Source organism: Enterobacter sp. 01-M-02-SI-ECC, from assembly GCF_047530595.1.
In the GTDB taxonomy this organism is placed as follows: domain Bacteria; phylum Pseudomonadota; class Gammaproteobacteria; order Enterobacterales; family Enterobacteriaceae; genus Enterobacter; species Enterobacter cloacae_M.
The window spans coordinates 1-22386 of sequence record NZ_JBLKCZ010000029.1 but is presented as its reverse complement, the minus strand read 5'-3'; the positions used below and the strand labels follow the sequence as shown (position 1 = coordinate 22386).

Here is a 22386-nt window from a genome sequence, read left to right as displayed (position 1 = left end):
GAATGTCATCCCGGTTTCCGATTAACCCCAGACCAGGTAACGCCATGAAAAAAGACCCTGATACTGAAAAGGGCCAGAATGTTACAGCCGTTCGTCATGATGAAAAATCGGCTTTACGGCTTAAGGCCATTCTTGCAGAAAATCCCCTTTATTATCCCTCAATAGTGTTAAGAGCTGGCTTACTGGCTCTTGAGGATATGTCCAAAGAACAGCGGCTGGCTTTCATCATGAAAGCGGCCGACAAAGCCAAAAACCACTAGTCCTACTTTTAAGCCCTCCCGCCGTCCGGTGGCTGCGGCACTCCCGGAGATACCCCATGACTCACCCTGAATCTGTCAGGCCGGTGACGGTTAACCGTGACCGCAATGGCTTCTGGACGCACCCTCATTATTTTGCACCTGCCAGTGATGAGGCCACACAGACTGAATTTGGCGACTGGATGCGCCGGCACAATCTGACCTGTGCCACCCGCTGGATGGAAAACGACGCGCCTCCCCAGGTGATCGCCGACTGGGAAAAGGGAAAACAAAACATCAGTGACTGGCAGCCGTCAGCGCCAGCCGGAGAGGGCTGGTTTATCGGCTCCATTCATGACACTGAAGACGGTCCGGTCTGTGTCTGGCTGCGGGAGGTGAAATGAAGCACTTTTCATGGCTTGCCGGTGTGTTGCTTATTTTTCTGTCATGGACGCCGGTTCAGGCTACTGCTGCCAGCAATGCCGGTGACGGACGCTGGGTTAACCCGATAAGTGACGTCTGCTGGAAGTGCCTGTTCCCGATGACGCTGGGCAATATTCAGCTGGCGTCCGGTCCGCAAAAGGACACCAACAACCCGTCTTCGCCTATCCAGATTTGCCCGGCCGGTATCCTCTACCGCATCGGTCTGGCCATCGGGTTCTGGGAGCCAATGGCGATGGTGGACGTAACCCGTGAGCCGGGCGTCATGGTCAACATGGGCGGCTTTAAAATCGATCTCGGGCGAACGGGAACGGGAACAGCAGGGCAGAGTGACCGGCCCGCTGCCGGCACGTTCTACCATGTTCACTGGTACAAATACCCGCTGATTTTCTGGCTGAACATCATCACCAGTCTGGGGTGCCTGCAAACCGGCGACATGGATATCGCCTATCTCTCTGAAGTAGATCCTCTCTGGAATGACAGTACGCTCTCGATGCTGATTAATCCCGAAGCCGCGCTGTTCGGCAACCTGATTGCTCAGGGAGCCTGTGCTGCTGACGCTGCAGCTGCATCAGCGGGTCTGCCGCTCTCGCCGCTGTTCTGGTGTGCAGGTAGTCAGGGTTCTTTCTACCCGCTGACCGGCTATACCAGCGGCGAGTTTTCTCCCCTCGAGGCCTCTCTGCTGGTCGGAGAGCGAATGGCCTTCAAGATGCACCGCGAGGGGCTGGTCTGGAACTCTGTTGGTGCAGATAACGCCGTATGTAACCAGTATCCCTCTCCCATCATTCCGAAAGAGCGATGGCGATACCAGATGGTGAACATGTACCCCGAAACGAACAACTGTCACCCCTTCGGGGCCAGCACGCAGCTGTGGGGTACAACGCACAACTCACCCTCATCCAAAAAGAACTTCGGTTACCTCTTCTGGCGCAAACGTAACTGCGTCTTCCTTTAAGGACATGACAATGAAAAACGCTTATCTCCGGGCGCTGACGATCAGCGTCATGATTGCTTTCGCGCCGCTGGCTCTGGCGAGCGCCCAGACCGATATTTCCGTCTCCGACCATAGCTGGATCAAAGGTCAGCAGGACGCGCTGGCAGCGATGAAGGAAGGCATGCAGGACCATCCGGCAGCCGCGCCGGTATTGCCGCAGCATCAGCTGGACGTGATCAACCGCCTGCAGGGCGATATCGCAGCTCAAACTAACACGATGGGGGAAAAAGACACGTTTCCGGCTATTTACTTTGTGAGTCTCGGCATACCGCGTGAAGGCCTGCTGCCCATGCTGAAAGACGCGCGTCGCTACAACATCCCGCCCACACTTCGGGGCCTGGTGAACAATGACATGCGTCAGACCGCGGCGGCGATGTTTGAGCTGAGTAAGGAGGACAAGGATGCGGGCGTGCAAATCGATCCGACGCTGTTCACGCAGTACAACATCACGACAGTGCCGGCACTGGTGGTGACCTGCCCGGGCCACCATGACGTCATCCGGGGAAGTCTGCCGCTGAAGGCGGCGCTTGAGAAGGTCGCAGAAAATGGGGACTGCGCGGCAACGGCCCGGCAGCTACTGGAGGCTGCGCAATGAAGAAAATATTTTTCGCCATGATGATGCTGATCCCGTTCCTGACGGTGGCAGGTGACCCGGCATTTGAGGCTGGTGCAAGTTTTGGGAAAGGTAATGCCTCTGCCGGTACCGGAGCCCTGAAAAACCCCGGCGCGGTGACCGGTGCCATTCCGGGATATACAGCTAACCCGCCGGAGAAAGGGTATTACGGCGGCGTGGATGGCGGCGATGGAGGGCTGGCCAGCAAGGGACAGGCTGCCCTGCAGGGGAATAACGCGGCACAGTCAGTGATCAGTGCAGGAACCAAAAACCCGCCTCCTGCCATCGATCCAAATGCCCCCTTTATCACTGTCGGGAAAAATGCGGAGGGGACGGCAGGTGGGATCATGGATGGCAGCAGCCAGCAGTGTAAGGAGACGACGGTGTCCAAATCGACGTTTGAGAACTACACCTGCAGCGCCGATGTCGCGGTGTCCAAAACCTGTACCCGTGATACGCAGATTGACGGCCATTACGAAGAGCAGGTGTCCTCTAAAACCGTCGTTATCCCGCCAGAAACGCTGAGGTTCAATAAACTTGATGACCATACGCTGGAGTTTACACTGCCACTGAACGAGCCGGGCGCAACAATGCTGGAGGGGTCAATCACCACCTCCCAGAAAAACAGCGTCAGCAATCCATTTTACAGCTCCACCCTGACATTCTACGGAACATCAAAGCAACTGAAGTCCGTGAACAATACCTTCGCCGTTAATGTTTCCCAGAAGGTGGTTCCGGATGATGGCCTGCTCCGGGGAACGCTGACAAACAGCGTAGATCAGTATATTGACATGATGCCGCACGGGATACTTTCAGCCCAGTATCCAGGTAGTGATTTTCTGGCAAAAATAACTGCCACGATAACCCTGGTGACGACCATTAAGGTCTGGGTTCCGTCAACCACCACGCCGTCTGTCTGTCCGGACAGCCCTGGCGGAAAGAAGATCAGTTCAGTCTGTACCATTCCCGGGGGTGACCGGCAGGTAGTGGCTGAGGGGAAAACACAGACCGTTCACAGCGACTGCTGGCAGTACACCGATACTTATCTGGTCAGCGAGAACACGACCGGCACCTGCGCTTCCCTGATGAATAATGCCTCATGCACCAAATCTGGCGAAACGTGTTCAGAGTATGTGGATGGCACCTGTTCCCATAAAGACTACACCTATCAGTGCCAGACGGTGCATTCCTCTACGGGGCTGGTCTGCGGTGGCGAATACATCTGCAAATCAGGTGACTGTGATGAAACCAATGGCGCTGGCGACAACGGTTTTGATACGGCAGTAGCCAAACTGGCCGGTCTGGCGTCAGCGGCAGAAGATGTCAGGGATGAGAACAGCACCATCGATGTGAAAGCCTTTACGGGCAAGGCCATGAGCTGCCGTAAGGCGTTTGCGGGATTCTCTAACTGCTGTAAGGACTCCGGATGGGGACAGGACACGGGCCTGGCCGCCTGTAATGACGACGAACTGGCACTCGGTAAAGCAAAGGCCAAGAAAATCACCGTCAGCGTGGGCGAGCGTTGTGACCATCAGGTTCTCGGGGCCTGTATCCAGAAAAGCCAGGTCTACTGCGTCTTTGACGGCAAGCTTGCCCGCATCATTCAGGAGCAGGGACGTCGCGACCAGCTGGGCGTTAAGTTCGGCAGCGGCGACAGTCCGAACTGCCGGGGGATTACGGTCCCGGAGCTGCAGAGTATCGACTTCGACAAAATCAACTTCTCTGACTTCTACGAGGATTTGATGAAGAACCAGAAAATCCCCGATACCAGCGCGCAGGTCAAGCAGATTAAGGATCGCATCGCCGCGCAGGTGAACCAGCAGGGAGGTGGCAAATGAAGCGTGTCCTCTGTGCCCTGCTCATGACGCTGGCGAGCCATACGGTGCTGGCCGAGGAAATTGTGACGCCGGCAGAGCCGTTCACCGGCTGGTCCTGGTACAACGAGCCGAAAAAACCGCCGGAGCAGTCCAGAAAGCCGCAGCAGCCTGCACCGCAGGCCATTCCGGACCTCAGCAAAATGTCACCAATGGAGCAGGCCCGGGTGCTGAAAGGGTACACACAGGAGGCGCTTAACCGCGCCATCCTGTTCCCCTCACGGGAAAACACGGCGACGTTCCTGCGCTGGCAGAAGTTCTGGACCGATCGGGCATCGATGTTCAGCCAGTCCTTTGCGGCGGCGCAGCTGAGCCATCCGGACCTCGACTACAACCTGGAGTATCCGCACTACAACAGCATGGCACCGTTCATGCAGACCCGTGACCAGCAGACGCGGCAGGGCGCCGTGGAGCAGCTGGCGCAGCAGTACGGTCTGTTCTACTTCTACCGGGGCAGTGACCCGATTGACGTGCAGATGGCGGGCGTGGTGGCGGACTTTGCGAAAACCAACGGCCTTTCGCTTATCCCGGTATCGGTTGATGGCCAGGTGGCAGCCACACTGCCGCAGAGCCGTCCGGATACGGGCCAGTCCCGGTCAATGAATATTACGCACTTTCCGGCGCTCTACCTGGTTGATCCACGAAGCAAGAATTACCGCGCGCTGTCATACGGCTTCATGACGCAGGATGACCTGTCGAAGCGATTCCTGAACGTGGCCACCGGCTTTAAACCCAATTCCTGAGAGTCTTTTATGACAAAGATGCTTTTACCCCTCATCCGTGATGCAGGGCGTTTCGCCATGTTCACGCTTGTCTTCGGTCCGGCGCTGTTGCTGTACGGTATTGTGATAGCCATCTCGCTGGAGGGCTCGCTGGCAGGGCAGTTTGTGAAAGAGGCGCAAACGCTAACCGAAGGCGCGCCCGCCGGAAAGGTGATGCAGTGCGTTACGCATCATGAAGCGGCACCACAACCCCGGCTACCTGAGCCCGGCGAGGACGCAAGTCCCCCTCCTTATGAGTTCCCGCCGGTACAGTTTTGCCATCGTGAACCGGTTGACAGCGAGCTGTGGATAAAGCCGATGAATGCAACGCTCCTCAACCTCTGGCTGACGGGCGCGCTGTTCGGCGCGGCTGTGGCTTTTCTGGCTCATCTTTATATTCATCGTTCCACCACCTCACGGCAGATGCCGGGGGTATGGCAAAAGGAGACACACGAATGAAACCCGCTATTCTCGCAGGACTGATTTTCTGGGGCACGATGGCGCGCGTACTGAGCGAGCTGATGACGTGGTCCGTGGAGCATACGCAGCAGGGGCTCTTATGGCTGTGCAATGGTATGTGGGCCGGGGCGGCGGGCATGGTGGTGTATGCCGTCTGGCGCTGGTTCCGTTACGAAAGAGGACAGGCGCATAAGGAAGCCGATCATGAACATTAAAACCGGGCTCACTGCGCTCCTGTTAACCCTGCCTTTGCTGGCGAACGCCGGTGCGCGTGAGGAGTTAATGGCGCTTGAAGCGACAAAAACGGCTTCATCCGCTGACGCTGCTGCGATCAATGCCTCCACCATTCCGGTACCCGCGCCAGCCAGCCTGATGGCACTGCCGGACGGACGTCGGGCTAACATGAAAGATTATGCCGTGGTGCTCTTTATGCAGGCGCACTGCCAGTACAGCGCTAAGTTTGACCCGCTGCTGAAGGGCTGGGCCGATGAGCATGATATCAGGGTGTATCCGTACACCCTTGACGGCGGCGGGGACGTCTCTTACCCGACCCCGATGATCCCACGTAAGACGGACCTTAAATCTCCCATCGCAGACGAGATTGTCACCTTCTTCGGAAACGGGTTACCAATAGCGACACCGACGGCCTTTATGGTCAACGTCAACACCCTGAAAGCTTATCCACTCACCCAGGGCGTGATGGACATCCCGGCACTTGAGAGCCGTATGGCCAGCCTGATTCAGGCTGACATGGATAACGTCGATCCAAAAATGCTGCCGCCAATGCCGGCAAGCGCGCAGGTCACCCCTCAGTAATACAAACGGACTACAAAATGACGACAAATACGTATGCGTTATCGCGTACCGAGCGCGTGTGGCTGTTATTCAGCGTGACGCTGCTTGTGTCCGCAGCGTTCTATGGGGTGCTGGCCCACCGGGTGGTCAGCGTCATGGATCGCCCTGAACTGACAACCTGTCTGCAGGACTTACCGGTGCTTCTGCTCATCTCGCTGAGCATCGGATTCTTTTTCACTGTTACCGGGCTGTATGTCTGCCGGCAGACCCTGGCCAGGAAACCCCGGGAGGAGATTGCATGATTAAGGCGCTTATTACGGCAGGGGTTGTGTTCTTCTCAGGCCTGGCAGCACAGCCTGCTCAGGCGGACGTCAACGGCGATCTGAACGGCTTCTTCAATAATCTGGGCTACAGCGGCAACGTCACTCAGGCGCAGGCCTGGCAGGGACAGGCGGCCGGGTACTTCTCGGGCGGCTCCGTCTACCTCCGTAACCCCGTCAAAAACGTCCAGCTGATCTCGATGCAGCTGCCTTCCCTGAACGCCGGCTGCGGCGGTATCGACGCCTATCTCGGGTCGTTCAGTATGATCAGCGGTGAGGAAATTCAGCGATTCGTGAAGCAAATCATGAGCAACGCCGCCGGCTATGCATTCGACCTGGCCCTGCAGACAATGGTGCCGGAGCTGAAGCAGGCTAAAGACTTCCTTCAGAAGCTGGCGAACGACGTGAACTCAATGAACATGAGTTCGTGCCAGGCCGCGCAGGGCATCATCGGCGGGCTGTGGCCCGTGACGCAGGTTTCACAGCAGAAAATCTGCCAGGACATTGCCGGCGAAACCAACATGTTTTCCGACTGGGCGGCTTCCCGTCAGGGCTGCACCGTCGGAGGGCAGAGCGACAAAGTCACAGCTAAAGCCGGGGATGATGAGAAGGATCAGGTACTAAAGAACAAAAACCTTATCTGGGACACGCTCAGTAAGAATGGTCTTCTCGGCAACGACCGCGCGCTGAAGGAGCTGGTTATGAGCACCGTTGGCTCCATCATTTTCAACAAGAATGGCGATGTGACGATTCTGACGCCGCTGGTTGATAACCGCGACCTGATTAAAGTCCTGATGCGTGGGGGAACGGCAAAAGTCTACGGATGTGACGAATCCGATCTCTGTCTGGGACCGGTCGTCACCAACCTGACGATTTCCGAGTCCAATGCGCTGGTCACGCTGGTGAAAAACCTGATGCTCTCAATGCAGAACAAGCTGGTCGACGATACTGCGCTGACCGATCAGGAAAAAGGCTTTGTGAACACCACCTCTGTGCCGGTACTGAAGTACCTGACAAACGCCCAGAGTATGGGGATGAGCGCCACATACCTGCTGCAGGTGTCTGACTTCATTGCCCAGGACCTGATGATTCAGTACCTCCAGGAGCTGGTTAAACAGGCAAGCCTGTCGCTGGCCGGCAAGAACTTCCCTGAAGAGGCTGCCGCCAAACTACGCGACAACATCATTCATGCGCAGGGACTTCTCGCTGACATGAAGCTGCAGTCTGCAGCTGACCAGAACGCCCTGGACGGCATCGACCGCAACATGCAGTACCTGCAGCAGCAGGTATCCACCATTGTTTCAGGCTCCTATCAAAGCAACTATCACTGGGGTGATCGCTGATGCTTGAGATATACACCATTTATGGCGGGGGAATGTGGAAAACGGCGCTGGACGCCGTTGTCACCCTTGTCGGTCAGAATACTTTCCACACCTTAATGCGTATTGCCGGCACCTTTGGGGTGCTGGCCGTACTGCTCACGTTCATCAAACAACGTAACCCGATGGTTTTCGTCCAGTGGCTGGCGGTCTTCATGATCCTGACAACCATCCTGCTGGTTCCAAAACGCTCAGTTCAGGTCATTGACCTGTCTGATCCCGGTGCAGTCTGGGTAACCGATAACGTACCGGTTGGCCTGGCGGCTATCGCGTCGCTGACGACCAGTATCGGGTACAAGATGTCATCGACGTATGACATGCTGATGGCCAGACCCGACTCGGTAACCTACAGCAAAACCGGGATGCTGTTTGGCTCGCAGATTGTGGCGGAGACGAGTGACTTTGCCACGCAAAACCCGGAGCTGGCGCAGATGCTGCCGGATTACGTGGAAAACTGTGTGATAGGCGATATTCTCCTTAACGGTAAATACACCATCAATCAGCTGCTCAATTCCACTGACCCGCTGACGCTGATAACCAGTAACCCAAGCCCACTGCGGGGCATTTTTAAGATGACCTCCACCTCGCGCCAGTTCCTGACCTGCCAGCAGGCCGCAACGGAGATCCAGAAGCTGGCCAATACTGACGTTAACCCTGGCAGCGCGACGTTCACGTGGCTGACGAGAAAGGTCTTCGGCAACAAGCTGAATGGCGCGTCGCTTCTGGCCAACTCAATGGGTGAAAGTTATGGATTCTTCTATGCCGGTGGCATGACGGCTGCGCAGATCATGAAGAACAACATCACGAACAGTGCAGTACGGCAGGGGATTAAAGGTTTTGCTGCTCGCTCATCCGACACGGCTAACCTGCTTAATCTGGCCACAGAGAACGCGGCAACCAAACAGCGTCTCGCCTGGGCTGCTGGTAACGAGCTGGCGACCCGCACGCTACCGTTCGCGCAGTCTCTTCTGATGCTTATCCTGGTGTGCCTCTTCCCGCTGATGATCGCGCTGGCCGCGTCAAACCACACGCTTTTTGGCCTGAACACACTGAAAATATACGTTTCCGGTTTTATCTACTTCCAGATGTGGCCGGTTATGTTCGCCATTCTTAACTATGCCGCCAACTACTGGCTGCAGAGTCAGTCCGGGGGCACGCCCCTGGTGCTGGCTAACAAGGATGTGGTTGCACTGCAGCATTCTGACGTGGCGAATCTTGCCGGGTATCTGTCCCTTTCCATTCCGGTGCTGTCGTTCTATCTGACCAAAGGTGCGGCGGCGATGGGCTCTCAGGTGGCAGGGAGTGTACTCAGCTCGGGTGCCTTCACGTCAGCAGGTGTGGCAGCAACCACAGCGGACGGAAACTGGTCGTTTAACAACATGTCGATGGACAATGTCAGCCAGAACAAGATGGACACCAACCTGATGCAGCGTCAGGGTCAGCAGACGTGGCAGGCGGATAACGGCTCCACGCAGACTCAGACAGCCGGCGGCCATACGGTTATCGACGGCTCGGGTGCAATGTCGAATCTGCCGGTGAACATGAAGCTCAGCCAGCTGGCCAGCAGTGGTTTCCAGGAGTCTGCTCGTCAGTCTCAGGTTCAGGCGCAGACTGCTCTCGATGGCTACAACCACAGCGTTACCAGCGGCTGGTCACAGCTCTCTCAGCTTTCTAACCAGACCGGTACCAGCGACAGCCTGATCAAAGGTAGTGAAAACAGCCAGGCCACTAATGCGACACGCGGAGCTGGCATGATGTTGTCTGCCGCTGAAAGTTATGCGAAAGCAAACAACATCTCGACACAGGAAGCCTATAACAAACTGATGGATATCAGTAATCAGGGATCAGTATCTGCAGGTGTTAAAGGTACTGCGGGGGCAGGCGTCAATTTAGGTGTTGTTAAATTTGGTGCTGAAGGAAGTGTTTCTGGCGATTTGCGGCATTCGACAGGCAGCTCAAGAGGCGTTCAGGACTCGGGCTCCCAAACACAAGATTCACGACATGATCAAAACAGCCAGGCCGTTAATGACTTCCGCCAGGGTATGGATATGGTTAAAAGCAGCCGTATCACCGACGGCGCAAATCATTCCGAAAATGCTGCAAGCAGTAATGTTCAGCAGCTGGCAGCAACGCTTAATGATGCTGAAAGCCAGTACCATCAGTACACCACCAGTTCGACGCAGAGTAATGAATTCAGCCGTATGGCAACCGTTGCGCAGAATCAGAGCGCAAGCCTCGATACGAACTATACGCAGGAGTTTGTGGACTGGGCGGCTAATAAATACGGTGATAAGGCTCAGTCCATGCTGACAAGTGCGCCGTCGGCGCGAGAAGCAGCGATGGAATTCGTAAATGAACGTCTCAAACCTGAAATCATGGGGGATTATCAGCAGGGCCGTTCAGATCTTACCAGCGGCCAGGAGCATGCAGCATTCAGTGGGGAGCATATCGTACAACCAGCGCGAGGCAGTCAACAGGTATCAGGTTCATATGGCCATGATGCTGGAGTCAGTTACAGCCCTCAGGATGGCGGTGCTCATAGCTCGGGAGCTATTGGCAATGCCCAGACTAACGGAACGACTCAGGGCGCTGAATATGAAAGCCTGCAGGGTGGAAATTATTCTGCCAGAACAGATGGTTCTGTTTCTCCGGGTATTGGGCAGTCAACTGTTCATCAAGGGCAAGCAGGCGGACAGAGAAGCAACCCGGGTAATATCATCTCGTCGGCAGGGATGGTTGATGCCGGTGGACGCACCACTGCAGATGAAAGGACCGGCCACACTGCAGAATCGCATCCTGAGTTCCAACATTCAGGAGCCGTCAGGGAGAAAGGAACCACGCATGTACAGGGGAGTGAAGTTACTCATAGCCGTTCAGGCATTAATTCTGGCGGAGAAAAAGTACGTGGTGATGCCATGCAGGAGTCATACAAAGAAAATCAGGCTAAGCTGCATGAACATTCCTCGCAGGGTTTTGGTCCCCAGAATGAGTTACAGCGCCGAGTGGCGGAACAAAGATCTGAAAATGAGAATAAAATCAACGAATCTGCTGGAGAAATTGATAAAAAAGAATCCACTGTTCAGGCATCCAGTGATATCCTGAAAGGAGAGAGTTTAAACGCAACCGGTAATTTCAAAATTCAACGAAAAGAAGCCGAGATTGACCAGCAAACGCCAGTTATAGACAGTGCAGAAAAAAGGAAGTTAGAAGAGCAGTTGCTGGAATTGAGGAAAAGGGCCGGCTAGGAGGATAAATGCTAAAGGCTAATCTATGCAGAATTTCGTACATTCCTGTATTTAGTATATATGCTGCTATTCCACTCATTCATGATGTAATGCCTAACCATAACGGGTATTACAGCGAGGATTGGATCGCATTGGCAGGGATGTACGCGTTAGGCGCATTGATATCCTTACCATTGTTCTATCTTCTTAAAAAAGCGGATAAGAGCGGCAGCGGTGTTTCAATCGCCTCGTTCTTTCCACGCTTGCTTGGGTCAATTTTAGCGCAAGTAATATGCCTCTATTTCTTCTGGGAAAATTCAATATATCTATATCTGTCGATGTCCACAGTTATGGTTCTTTCCGCCGTGTTATTTGGGGTTGGAAGGAAGGGGTTAAACCTCTTAAAGGATAAAGATACAGGTAACGTCTATGAAATACTCGGAAGTAAAGCGTATAGACTCTCAGACGAAAAGGCCGCTAGATATCAAACAAGTTTGTCTGGCAAGGGAATAGCATTGGCTGAGTTTTCATCGAGTCAATATTCAGGGCTAGACACAAATTCAACTGTTTTACCTATCAATTTCGGTGCGAGTCATACTGATATCAGTCAAGGGATTGCTATAAATCCTTCGTCAGGAATGCCAATGGTTGGTGGCATCTCTGGCCTGGATATACACGGAAACAGTTGGGGAACAAACTTCAACGAACCTTCAAATACGTATGACCCTAACCGGGGATACTGAGAGTAAGGGGGCAATGGCCCCCTTAATTTTTGTAGTAATCTAAGTCAATCATCTATTTAACCTAAATTCCCTTTCAAATCAGCCGATAACGTCTCCGTTAGCTATATCTCGCTAACGGGGACGTTTTTCTATGCACAGGATGAATTCATGAAATTAAAACAATTAGCCGTTGTAGGTCTGATCGCTTCAACTCTCGCTCTGTCTGGTTGTGGTGCCATGTCCACAGCGGTGAAGAAACGTAATCTCGATGTCAAAACTCAGATGAGTGAAACCATCTGGCTGGAGCCTTCATCAGAGAAGACAGTTTATTTGCAGATCCGCAATACATCTGACAAGGACATGTCAGGCCTGCAGGCACAAATTACAAATGAACTGGCCGCGAAAGGCTACCGCGTCTCCAGCTCTCCGGACACAGCCTACTACTGGATTCAGGCAAACGTGCTGAAAGCCGAAAAAATGGATCTGCGTGATGCGCAGGGCTTCCTGAAAACCGGCTATGAAGGTGGTGCAATGGGCGCTGCTCTGGGGGCTGGTATCACAGCCTACAACTCCAGCTCTGCCGGTGCGACACTGGGTGTAGGGCTGGCCACCGGGCTGATTGGTATGGCTGCAGATGCAATGGTTGAAGACGTCAACTACACGATGGTGACCGATCTGCAAATCTCCGAGCGCAGCAAAGCGGCCGTCACGACCGACAATATTGCCGCCCTGAAGCAGGGAACGTCCGGCATTAAGCTTCAGACCAGCACGGAGCAGGGCAACCGTGCTAAATATCAGACCCGCGTGGTATCCAACGCCAATAAGGTGAACCTCAAGTTTGAAGAGGCGAAACCTGTTCTCGAAGCACAGCTGGCCAAATCCATCGCTGGCATCATGTAATGTCCTGCGGCTGCGGCGATCGTCGCAGCCGTTCTCCTTCCCCCGCTGATTTTTAACTGTGCTCATTTCGGGCAGGGTGCGTCAGTGCTTTCTGTCAGTTACCAGTAATTACGCTTCCTCGCATGACTGCGCCATGCGCAGTCCTGCCTGCGGCGAGCGTTGCGTCCTTAATTTCAAAGGAGTTCGTCCATCATGATGCATCAGATAAATGAACGTGCAGATTACTCAGCTGAATTCTGGTCGCTTATCCATCTGGAAAGTGAGCTGATGGTAGCGAGGGCTTATCTGAATGTCTTTGGTTCACTTCCTGAGAGGCACGGAATGACCATTGTTGCTTTCTGGGCTGGCTATGAATTTACCCTTTATGATCTGGAGCCCCGGGAGTGGCATTCACCGGTTTATAAGGATGTGGCTTGGTCAGTCCGTTCTGTGGCTGCATACATTAATAAACAGGACTGGGAGGTCGGATGTCAGCAGGCCAGGTATGAACTGAGTCAGATGGAATAACCTGACGATTGCCCCCCACGCGGTACCACATTTTTTCATCAACCTTTTCAAAGCTTCTTCTCTGATAACGAACATCACCACGCAGGTGATGCGATAACGGCTGGACAACACTCTATGAGCTTCGCAGGAAAAAACCTCACCCAGGGCGGGCAGATGACCGCCTACCGCTGGCGCATGTTCATTCAGGTGAACAACTGGATAGGATTCTGGATCTTCATCCTGTTCGCCGTGCTGACTACCGCCATTTTTCTCTGGCGAATTCCACAGGAAGCCCTTGATAACGGCTCCCTGTGGTGGTTCGCCAGCATCAACAGCAGTTTTATCGATCTGATGCCGGCAACGGGGACGCCAAAAATTTACAACGTCCACTACTGGTATGCGCCAACGGCGACGATGATGGTGCTCAAAATGACCCTGCCGCAAATCTATGCGGACCCGTACATGCAGGCTATGGGTGACCAGTGCCTGACTGAGCTGCAGTGGGCGGCCGGTGCCAGCGGGCTGTTCAGTATGGTGGTGTTTATCGCCGTGACATGGTTTATCGCCAGTATCGGTCGTAAGGAAAGTGAAGACGAATACATTTCCGGGATGCAGCTGACTGACAAGCCTGCTGAAGTTAATAAGCTGCTGCGTAAAAACGGTGAGTTCTCTGACCTGCGCGTGGGTGATCTGCATATGGTCAGGATGGCGGAGGTACTCAATTTCCTGATGCATGGCACTATCGGGGTGGGGAAGTCGACGCTAATACGCTGGTTACTCGACTACATCCGCAAACGTGGTGACCGGGCCATCATCTACGACTCCGGCTGTACCTTCACAGAAACCCACTATAACCCTGACACTGATTTTATTCTCTGCGCCCATGACGAACGCTGTGCCAACTGGCAGATGTGGGGCGAGTGTGTCGACGCCGTTGATTATGACAACCTGGCCGCCAGCCTTATTCCGGTGGAAGGCGACTCAGATCCGTTCTGGGTATCCAGCTCGCGAACCATCTATGCCGACCTGGCCATTCGTATGTCTACGGACCCGGAACGCAGTATTGAGAAGTTCCTCAAAACCCTGCTGTCCCTCAGCATGAAAAATCTGCGCGACTATCTGGCCAACACGCCCTCAGCCAACCTGGTTGAGGAGAAGATCGAGAAAACGGCCATTTCCATTCGCTCAGTGGTAACCAACTACGCCAAAGCCCTTCGCTACCTGCAGGGGCTGGATGACGGAACAAAGCCACCGTTCACCATCAGAGAGTGGATGACGCAGGAACGCTATGACAGCAGCTGGCTGTTTATTTCAACCCAGGCTCGTCACCGCAAGAGTGTACGTCCGCTGATCTCACTGTGGGTATCTCTGGCCACGCTGATGCTGCAGAGCATGGGGGAGAACAGCGACCGCCGCGTATGGTTCATTATCGATGAAGCCCCCAGCCTGCAGCGCATCCCCGAGCTTGCCGAGACACTTGCAGAGGCGCGTAAGTTCGGCGGCTGTTTCGTGCTGGGGATGCAAAACATGGCCCAGCTGGTTCACGTCTACGGCCGCGAGCTGGCTAAAAGCATTTTCGACCTGATGAATACCCGTATGTACGGTCGTTCGCCGAGTGCCGAGATGGCCAAAGTGGTGGAAGAGGAGCTGGGCAACCAGCGTAAGCGCAAAATCCGCGAGCAGAACAGCTACGGTCTGGACCAGGTGCGTGACGGTGTGTCCCTCGGTAAGGACGAGGTCAATAACCCCATTGTCGACTACGAGCAGATCATGCGTCTGCCAAACCTCAACTTCTACGTGCGCCTCCCGGGTGAGTATCCGGTCGTCCGTCTGAAGCTGAAATATCGCGCCCCGAAGAAGCGGCAGGCAGGCCTGATCGAGCGCAACATCCGTGATGCGCTCAGTCCGGAGCTTGAGAGGGTTATTCAGGAGAACGAGCGCGCAGCGGCTGCTGCAGGTCTGACATTCCCGACCGGAGACGAAGTGCTGGAAAAGGGGAGCGAGACATCATCTGCAGCTGACGGTCCTGCACCGGTTTCATCAGCAGGGGCATCCGGCTCACCGGCGGCATCGCCCGTCGAAAAAGTGGCGCGTACTCCTGCGGAAGAACCTAAACCTTCGCGCAGCGCTGCACCTGAACGGCAGTCGGTACCAGCCAGGGAGCCCGTGACATCCCGAACAGCGCCAGTGGTCCCGGAAGTCGTAACTGAAAAACACAGCACGGTGACAGACCCTGTCACCGATGATGAAAAAGACAACGTTGTTTCTCTTCGTATTGTCGGGCTGGCTAAACGTACCGCTGAAGCACCGGGCAAAGCACCGGTCGTAGCCGATGTATCTGGCAGCAAATCTCCTGCTGGCTCCGTACAACCGATGCCGGATGCTCTCAAAGCCCTGCGAAATCGTCAGCACATATCTGAACCGCCCGTCGCATCCCCCCTGAGCATGCTGCACAGGGCGCGTCAGCGTCCTGCCACTTCAGAAGGCGATCAGCAGACCGAAGAAAGCGGTGGCGAATCAATGAACCTGGATATGAAGGTGACGGCACTACCTGACGGCGGCCTGAGTCTGACGACGGCTGGGAAGTCAGTGACACCGCAGACCCCGGATGAAGCACACCGGACGAGCCGGCAGCTGGCGCAGGAAGAAGAGAACATTTTAATTCACCGTCACGCGGACGATCCGGGTTACGACGAAAACGACCATCACTATTACGACAGAGAGCATGACCTATGATGTCAGTCGCCCCAGTAGCGTCAGCCGGCGAGGCTGCAGGCTACTACAGCAATTCCGATAACTACTATTTTCTGGGCAGCCTGCAGAGCCTCTGGATGGGAGAGGGTGCAAAAGAGCTGGGTCTGGAGGGCAACGTCCGTGGCGATGATCTGACGGCCGTGCTCGAGGGCCGTCTGCCGGACGGCTCACGGCTGGGTAAAGAGGTTAACGGACAGCACGTCCACCGTCCGGGCCATGACCTGACCTTTTCCGCTCCCAAGAGCGTGTCCATTCTGGCTCTCATCGGCAACGATAAAGAAATGGTGGAAGCACATAACCATGCCGTCCGCGTGGCAGCCGGCTATGTGGAGAAGCTCATCTCGGCCCGCGACACGAAAGACGGCGTTACGTCCATCGTACACACCGGCAAGATGGTGGCAGCCGCCTATACGCATGATACCTCGCGCAATCTCGACCCGCAGCTGCACACCCATCTCCTGATTGCCAACATGACGGAGTATGCGGGCAAATGGAAAGCCCTGGCCACGGACTATATCCATAACGCCGGCTTTATCGAAACCGTCATGAAGCACCAGGTCACCCTCGGGAAAATTTATCGCAGCGCGCTGCGTGAGCGGGTTGAAGCGCTCGGCCATGAAGTGGAAGAAGTAGGCAAGCATGGCATGTGGGAGATCAAGGGCGTTCCGGAAGAAGTCAGGGACGAATATTCCTCACGGGGCCGGGAAATTCAGGGGGCCGTGGGGGCTGAAGCCACGCTGCGCAGCCGGGATGTGGCGGCCAAAGACACCCGCAGAGCGAAAGTTGACCCTTCTCGGATGCGCCTGATGGAACGCTGGGTGGGACAAATGAAGGAGAAGGGATTTGACCTGAAGGCGTATCAGGAAAGCGTGGTGCCGCGTGATGCAGGTGTTCGTGAGACCGCGACTCAGCCGGAGCGAGATCACCAGGCTAAGCCGGTTCCTGCCGGGCCTGAACAGGCTTCTCTGCAGACGTCGTCCACGGCAGAAAAGAGCGTCGACACACCTGCTCAACCCGCAGAACGGGAGAGCCAGTCCCGTCAGCCAGTACCACAACAGACTGACACGCTGAGTCAGCCGGCACAGACCGGTCCCGAAAAGACGCCAGCGGCCAGGAGCTTTCCTGCAGCGCAGCTGGACACTGAAATACCCCGCCCGGAACTGACTGAGGCTGTCCGGCTGGCCATCTCGCAGCTCAGCGACAGTAAAACGCGCTTCACCTTTGGCGAGCTGATGATGACCACTGCTGAGCTGAGCGAACAGCTGCCGGAGATTCAGGATATTCGTGTGGCCATCGATGCGGCGCTGAAGGACGGCATGATTGTGCCACTGGACAGTGAGAAAGGAGTCTTCACCTCCCGTATTCACCTGCTCGATGAACTCTCGATCCAGGCGCTGAGTCAGGAGCATCTCAAATCCACAAAAGTCGTCAGTTTCACCCGCCCGGCGCAGTACGCGCCGGCTGCGCTGGAAGTGGTAGAGAAAGACGCCCTGGTTCTGATGAATGCCCCGTCAGGCGTGGCGGGCATCCGTGACCTGACCGCGCAGCTGGCCGGTATTGCCGGCGCGAACGGTCGTGACGTGCAGGTGCTGGCCAGCTCTGCCGAGCGCGCCATTTCACTGGCGAAATCCGACGATTTGCGGGAACGGATCATCAGCCGTCAGCATGTTCTGAGCGGTGATTTTCACCTGAAACCCCAGAGCACGCTGATTATCGAAGGAGCAGAGCGTCTGGGATTAAAGGAGACACTGGTTCTGCTGGGCGAAGCGCGCGCGCAGGACGCACAGCTGGTCTTTCTCGACAGTGCCGGGCGGCAGGCGAACGGTAATGCCATGTCCGTACTGGAGTCCGCGGGGGTTGTCCGCTCCCGCCGCACTGAGCCGACACCCGGGCTTGAGGCCGAAGTGGTCAGTATTCCGAACAAACGCGACCGTTACGAGGCGCTGGCCAACCGGTTTGCAGAGCTGAGCGGAGGAACTGAAAACGTCACCGCCGTCGTGATCGGCCGGCGTGAACAGGCACAGCTGACGGGCCTGGTACGTGAGGCGCTGCAGAACGCAGGGCAGCTGGGCCGCGACGGCGTGGAGATAGAGGCCCGGCAGCCGGTCTGGCTCGACAGCAAAACGCGCCGCATGCCCGGTTCATACCGTCCCGGCATGGTGCTTGAAGATCGCACGGACGCAAAAGAGCGTAAGTCCTATGTGATTGATCGGGTGCATGAGGATACGCGAGTCCTCTCGCTCATCGACGGGGACGGCGTGCTGACCCGGATGAAAATCGGTGATATCAGCGCTGACTGGCGTCTTTTCAGCCGTGAAACCCTCAGCGTGGCCACCGGCGAAAAACTGCTGTCCGTGGCGGGCGACCGCGAGCACAGCCTGAAGGCCAAAGATCGTCTTGAGGTGACCGGGATAAGTGAAAAGGGGATCGAGGTTAAACGGGGGGAAGACACCCTGACGCTGCCAAAAGACCAGCCGCTCTATCTGTCACATGCTTACGTGACCGCGCCGGGCGGACGGGATAACGACACCGGCGTGGTGCTGGCCGCGCTGAACAGCCGCGACATATCGACCCAGACCATGAACTCGCTGGCACAGAGTGGCCACCGTGCGGAAGTGTTCACCGCCGAGGTGCAGGACCGGGCTGAAGCCCGGTTGCAGCGCATGAAGACAAATGCCTCTCCCGTGCAGCTGGTCAAAAACCTGAGCGGACACCAGGACGTCAGTCAGGCGGTGGATTCACTGCATGACAGCGTCCGGACGGATGCGGGACTTGCCGTCTGGCGTGCCATTAACGACCAGCGCACCGTGGTTATCAGCGAGCTGAAGCTCGCGACGGAAGCGCAGAAATATCATCCCGACCTTGAGGCCATCGGGAATGAAATTGGCGCGATGATCAAAAACGGCGAGCTGTTATCCGTATCTGCAGGGGGGGAGCCGGTACTGGTTTCCCGGTCCACCTGGGAGATGGAGAAAGCCATTCTGCGCGTGGTGGAGGAAGGAAAGGGCACGCAGCAACCGTTGCTGGAACAGGTACCGGAGGCCGTGCTGAACGGCCTGACGGATGGCCAGAAAAAGGCGACCACCCTGGTGCTGGGTACCACGGACCAGTTTATCGGGATTCAGGGCTATGCCGGCGTGGGGAAAACCACGCAGCTGAAGGCGGTGATATCTGCACTGGAGACCTTACCGGCGGACGTTCGCCCGGTGATGACGGGGCTTGCTCCTACGCACCAGGCAGTGAAAGAGATGAGCGACGTCGGTGTACGGGCGCAGACAATCAAATCCTTTGTCGTTGAGCATGACCAGGCGACGGCCGCAGGCGGGAAGCCTGACTATAAAGGCCAGGTGTTTCTTATCGATGAGTCCTCAATGGCAGGCAACCAGGATACGGCGGCACTGTTCCAGGCCATTGCCAGCGGCGGTGGACGTGCAGTCTCGATGGGGGATATCGACCAGTTTGAAGCGGTCGACGTGGGCGCGCCGTTTAAGCTGATGCAGGAGCGAAGCCCGATGGATGTGGCCATCATGAAGCAAATCGTCCGTCAGAAAGACCTGCAGCTGCGCGGTGCCGTTCACGACATCATTGATAACCGGATCGATGCGGCCCTGCAGCGCATTGAAACCCAGACGGCTGACCGCGTTGCGCGTAGCGCTTCAGCCGCGCTCCCGGAGAGTGCCATTCAGGAAACGGAGGCGCCCGTTAACGATATCGTGGAGGACTGGACGGACCGGACGCCGGAGGCCCGGTCCCGCACGCTCATCATTGCGCAGCTGAACGCCGACCGTAAGGCGATAAATGCCGGCATTCATGCCGTGCTTGCTGCGCGGGGGGAACTTGGAGAGAAGGCCATTAAGGTGCCCGTGCTTGATAAAATCACCCATACCCGCCATGAGTTCAACAAAACAGAGGCCTGGGAAGCCGGGATGGTGGTTAAACGCGGCGATCGCTACCAGGATGTGCTGGCCGTTGACCGTAACGGCAGCACGGTGACGGTACGTGATGAGGAGGGGAAGATTGGTCTGGTTTCACCGAAGGAGCTGATCACCGGTGACGTGCAGCTGTTTCGCCGCAGCGAGATGGAAGTCCGTTCCGGCGATCTGCTTAAGTTCACGGCGACCGATCGTGAACAGGGGCAGATGGCCAACCAGCGCTATACGGTGGAGTCGGTCAGCGAGGAGGGGAATATCCGTCTGAAGGGGGAGAACGGTCGCGTCACCATCAATCCGGAGAAGGTCCGGGCGCAGCAGCATCTCGACTACGGATGGGCCGTTACCGGCTACGGTGCACAGGGGGCAAGTAGCGATTACGTCATTGCGCTTGAGGGCACGAAAGACGGGCGTAAGGCGCTGGCTTCCCGTCGGGCCTTCTACATCTCAACTTCCCGCGTCAAGGAGCACGTCCAGATTTACACCGACAATAAAGCGGACTGGGTTAAGGCGATAAAAACGCCGGAGCGTGATATCAAAACTGCGCACGATGCGCTGGCACCAGAAACGCAGCGTAAACAGGCGAAAGCCATCTGGGCAATGGGGCAGCCGGTGAAGAAAACGGCCATCGGTCGCGCCTGGGTGCGCCATCAGGGCATGCAGGATGCGTCACTGACGGCAAAAATCATCCCGGCCACCCGGCGTTTTCCTGAACCGGCGCTGGCGCTGCCGGTGTATGACAACAATGGCAGGAGTGCGGGCCTGGCCCTGGTTTCCCTGGTTGCCAGCCCGGAAGGACGGATGACGCAGGGTGAGACCCGGATGGTCATGACAGAACGTGCCCGTGGCGCTGTGCTGCAGCGGAGTCAGTCCGGAAACACGATTGTGGCCAGCGACCTGACGGCCGCACTCGATGCAGTACGAAATAATCCAAAGGACGGCGTGGTCTGGCAGACGGGAAATGAGTCACTCTCGACACATCTGTTAAAAGTCAGTGGCGGAATTATCAGGGCAGAGGAAGAGGGACTCGCTCAGCACGTTATCGGCAAAGAAAGCGAAATTGTACTTCCGGCAAAAACCGTGCTGCACGAAGCCCTGGCGGAAACTGCTGATCTTAAGGCAGCGCTGGCACAGGAAGAAGAAAGACGACAGCAAGATGAACCAGGTATCAGTAAGGCATTGATACAGGAGAATGCGCCCAAAGATGAGCAGGAAAAATACTCGATTCCGGTTGAGGATACGGTGCGCATCAGGCCTGAAATGATCGCTGACAATCAGAGCACAGAACCACATAAACCCGAACACTGGAAGGTGAAACAGATAGCGGACAGGGACAGTAGCATGGCGAAGGACGTGGGAAGAGTGGACGGTCGCGATAATGTAGCGGACAAATCCCTTTCTGACCGTGAGCAACATATGGCGTCACGTATGGGCAGACAGCTGGTCAACAGTGAGAGCGATATCGTCCGTCAGCCAGACAGTAGTGAGCGTGGAAGGATGCCGGAGCGCGAAGAACAGACACTCACCCGAACCATTCAGAAAGAACGTTAATCTCACTTTTAACCACGAGAATCAGACAATGAAAGCAAACAAATTAGCAGCATTTATAGTTACAACATACATTGGCTTTATTTCAACGGCACACGCTTCAGCCCCTCAGCCCTTATTCAGCCCGGAGCAGGAGGCACGTATCGGCGAAATCGCTGCCGACTATCTGGTTTCTCACCCGGAGATTCTGGTGACGGTCAGTCATAAACTGCAGGAACAGCAGGAGGCACGTAAGCAGAAGATGTTTGCACTCAGCGTAATGGAGAATCAGGCGAACCTTCTGCATGATCCGGACACACCGGCTTACGGGCCTGATAACGCAAAGGTCGCGGTGATTGAATTCTTTGATTACCAGTGCGTGTTCTGCAGCCGCTTCGCGCCGGAGCTGGAGAAGGTTATGAAAGCGCAGCCGGACGTCCGCTACCTCTTTAAGGAGTGGCCAATATTTGGTGGTCGCTGGGAAGCTTCACTGCAGGCAGCGCAGCAGGGGCTGACGGTCTGGCAAAAGAAAGGGCCGCAGGCCTATGTCACCTATCACAATGCCATCTACGCCACCGGCCATAATGAAGGCAAGCTGACGGCGGAGGATATTCACGGAGCAGCGTCAAAGGCGGGACTGACCACCCCAGCTCCTGGCGACCATACCGCATCCCTTGAGAAAAACAGTAACCTGGCTGAGGCGCTGGGACTCACCGGAACGCCGGGGATCATCGTCATGCCCGTTAGCGGAGCGACTCCTGACACCATCACGGTTTTCCCGGAAGCCGTTACCGCTGAAAGACTCCAGGCAGCAATCCGGAAAGCCTCACGCGCACAGTGACCCCGGTCCTGTAGGGGTCGTCTCAGAAAACGGAATCTATGGTCACTCCCGTTTTTGCAACACCGATTTTGACGATAAGTTGGCTTGCTTGAATCTATCCGGCGTCTGAATGGGATTTTATTCCCGCGCCT

General features: G+C 55.9%; 18 protein-coding genes. All 18 read left to right on the top strand.

Annotated elements, in window-relative coordinates; genetic code table 11:
* The first annotated feature begins 44 nt into the window (after nt 1-44).
* Nucleotides 45-260, top strand: a complete 216-nt coding sequence (locus ACMWLG_RS22690; protein WP_023338024.1) for a hypothetical protein — start codon at nt 45-47, stop codon at nt 258-260.
* Between the two features lie 56 nt (nt 261-316).
* Nucleotides 317-640, top strand: coding sequence for a hypothetical protein (locus tag ACMWLG_RS22685; RefSeq protein ID WP_045261216.1), 324 nt, complete (start codon nt 317-319; stop codon nt 638-640).
* Nucleotides 637-1632 carry a conjugal transfer pilus assembly protein TraU gene (traU, locus tag ACMWLG_RS22680; protein WP_045261215.1) on the top strand — a complete coding sequence of 332 codons (996 nt, stop codon included), beginning with the start codon at nt 637-639 and terminating at the stop codon, nt 1630-1632. Before ACMWLG_RS22685 ends, traU begins: the two co-directional genes overlap by 4 nt.
* Nucleotides 1633-1642: 10 nt before the next feature.
* A complete protein-coding gene (trbC, locus tag ACMWLG_RS22675; protein ID WP_045261214.1) occupies nt 1643-2266 on the top strand; it encodes a type-F conjugative transfer system pilin assembly protein TrbC in 624 nt (207 codons plus the stop codon).
* Nucleotides 2263-4122 (top strand): type-F conjugative transfer system mating-pair stabilization protein TraN, encoded by a 1860-nt coding sequence (gene traN, locus ACMWLG_RS22670; RefSeq protein WP_045261213.1) that lies wholly within the window; start codon nt 2263-2265, stop codon nt 4120-4122. Before trbC ends, traN begins: the two co-directional genes overlap by 4 nt.
* On the top strand, nt 4119-4901 hold the full coding sequence (gene traF / locus ACMWLG_RS22665; RefSeq protein ID WP_047028012.1) for a type-F conjugative transfer system pilin assembly protein TraF: 783 nt from the start codon (nt 4119-4121) through the stop codon (nt 4899-4901). Before traN ends, traF begins: the two co-directional genes overlap by 4 nt.
* A gap of 9 nt (nt 4902-4910) precedes the next feature.
* Nucleotides 4911-5378 carry a hypothetical protein gene (locus ACMWLG_RS22660; protein ID WP_045261211.1) on the top strand — a complete coding sequence of 156 codons (468 nt, stop codon included), beginning with the start codon at nt 4911-4913 and terminating at the stop codon, nt 5376-5378.
* Nucleotides 5375-5593 carry a hypothetical protein gene (locus tag ACMWLG_RS22655; RefSeq protein ID WP_045261210.1) on the top strand — a complete coding sequence of 73 codons (219 nt, stop codon included), beginning with the start codon at nt 5375-5377 and terminating at the stop codon, nt 5591-5593. Before ACMWLG_RS22660 ends, ACMWLG_RS22655 begins: the two co-directional genes overlap by 4 nt.
* On the top strand, nt 5583-6194 hold the full coding sequence (trbB, locus tag ACMWLG_RS22650) for an F-type conjugal transfer protein TrbB (protein WP_045261209.1): 612 nt from the start codon (nt 5583-5585) through the stop codon (nt 6192-6194). The genes ACMWLG_RS22655 and trbB overlap by 11 nt, the downstream gene beginning before the upstream one ends.
* Nucleotides 6195-6211: 17 nt before the next feature.
* Nucleotides 6212-6475 carry a hypothetical protein gene (locus ACMWLG_RS22645; RefSeq protein ID WP_029403816.1) on the top strand — a complete coding sequence of 88 codons (264 nt, stop codon included), beginning with the start codon at nt 6212-6214 and terminating at the stop codon, nt 6473-6475.
* Nucleotides 6472-7836: a conjugal transfer pilus assembly protein TraH gene (traH, locus tag ACMWLG_RS22640; protein ID WP_047028013.1), complete on the top strand. Its 1365-nt coding sequence runs from the start codon at nt 6472-6474 to the stop codon at nt 7834-7836. Before ACMWLG_RS22645 ends, traH begins: the two co-directional genes overlap by 4 nt.
* Nucleotides 7836-11117, top strand: coding sequence for a conjugal transfer mating-pair stabilization protein TraG (traG, locus tag ACMWLG_RS22635; RefSeq protein WP_047028014.1), 3282 nt, complete (start codon nt 7836-7838; stop codon nt 11115-11117). The genes traH and traG overlap by 1 nt, the downstream gene beginning before the upstream one ends.
* 8 nt (nt 11118-11125) lie before the next feature.
* Entirely contained in the window at nt 11126-11839 is a 714-nt protein-coding gene (locus tag ACMWLG_RS22630) for a hypothetical protein (RefSeq protein ID WP_047028015.1), read from the top strand.
* Nucleotides 11840-11986: 147 nt separating this feature from the next.
* Entirely contained in the window at nt 11987-12718 is a 732-nt protein-coding gene (gene traT / locus ACMWLG_RS22625) for a conjugal transfer complement resistance protein TraT (protein WP_047028016.1), read from the top strand.
* 192 nt (nt 12719-12910) lie between these two features.
* A complete protein-coding gene (locus ACMWLG_RS22620) occupies nt 12911-13225 on the top strand; it encodes a hypothetical protein (protein WP_047028017.1) in 315 nt (104 codons plus the stop codon).
* Nucleotides 13226-13339: 114 nt separating this feature from the next.
* Nucleotides 13340-15940, top strand: a complete 2601-nt coding sequence (gene traD, locus ACMWLG_RS22615) for a type IV conjugative transfer system coupling protein TraD (RefSeq protein WP_047028018.1) — start codon at nt 13340-13342, stop codon at nt 15938-15940.
* A complete protein-coding gene (gene traI, locus ACMWLG_RS22610) occupies nt 15937-21438 on the top strand; it encodes a conjugative transfer relaxase/helicase TraI (protein WP_047028019.1) in 5502 nt (1833 codons plus the stop codon). Before traD ends, traI begins: the two co-directional genes overlap by 4 nt.
* Before the next feature lie 28 nt (nt 21439-21466).
* Nucleotides 21467-22255 carry a DsbA family protein gene (locus ACMWLG_RS22605; protein WP_047028020.1) on the top strand — a complete coding sequence of 263 codons (789 nt, stop codon included), beginning with the start codon at nt 21467-21469 and terminating at the stop codon, nt 22253-22255.
* The last annotated feature ends 131 nt before the right edge of the window (nt 22256-22386 follow it).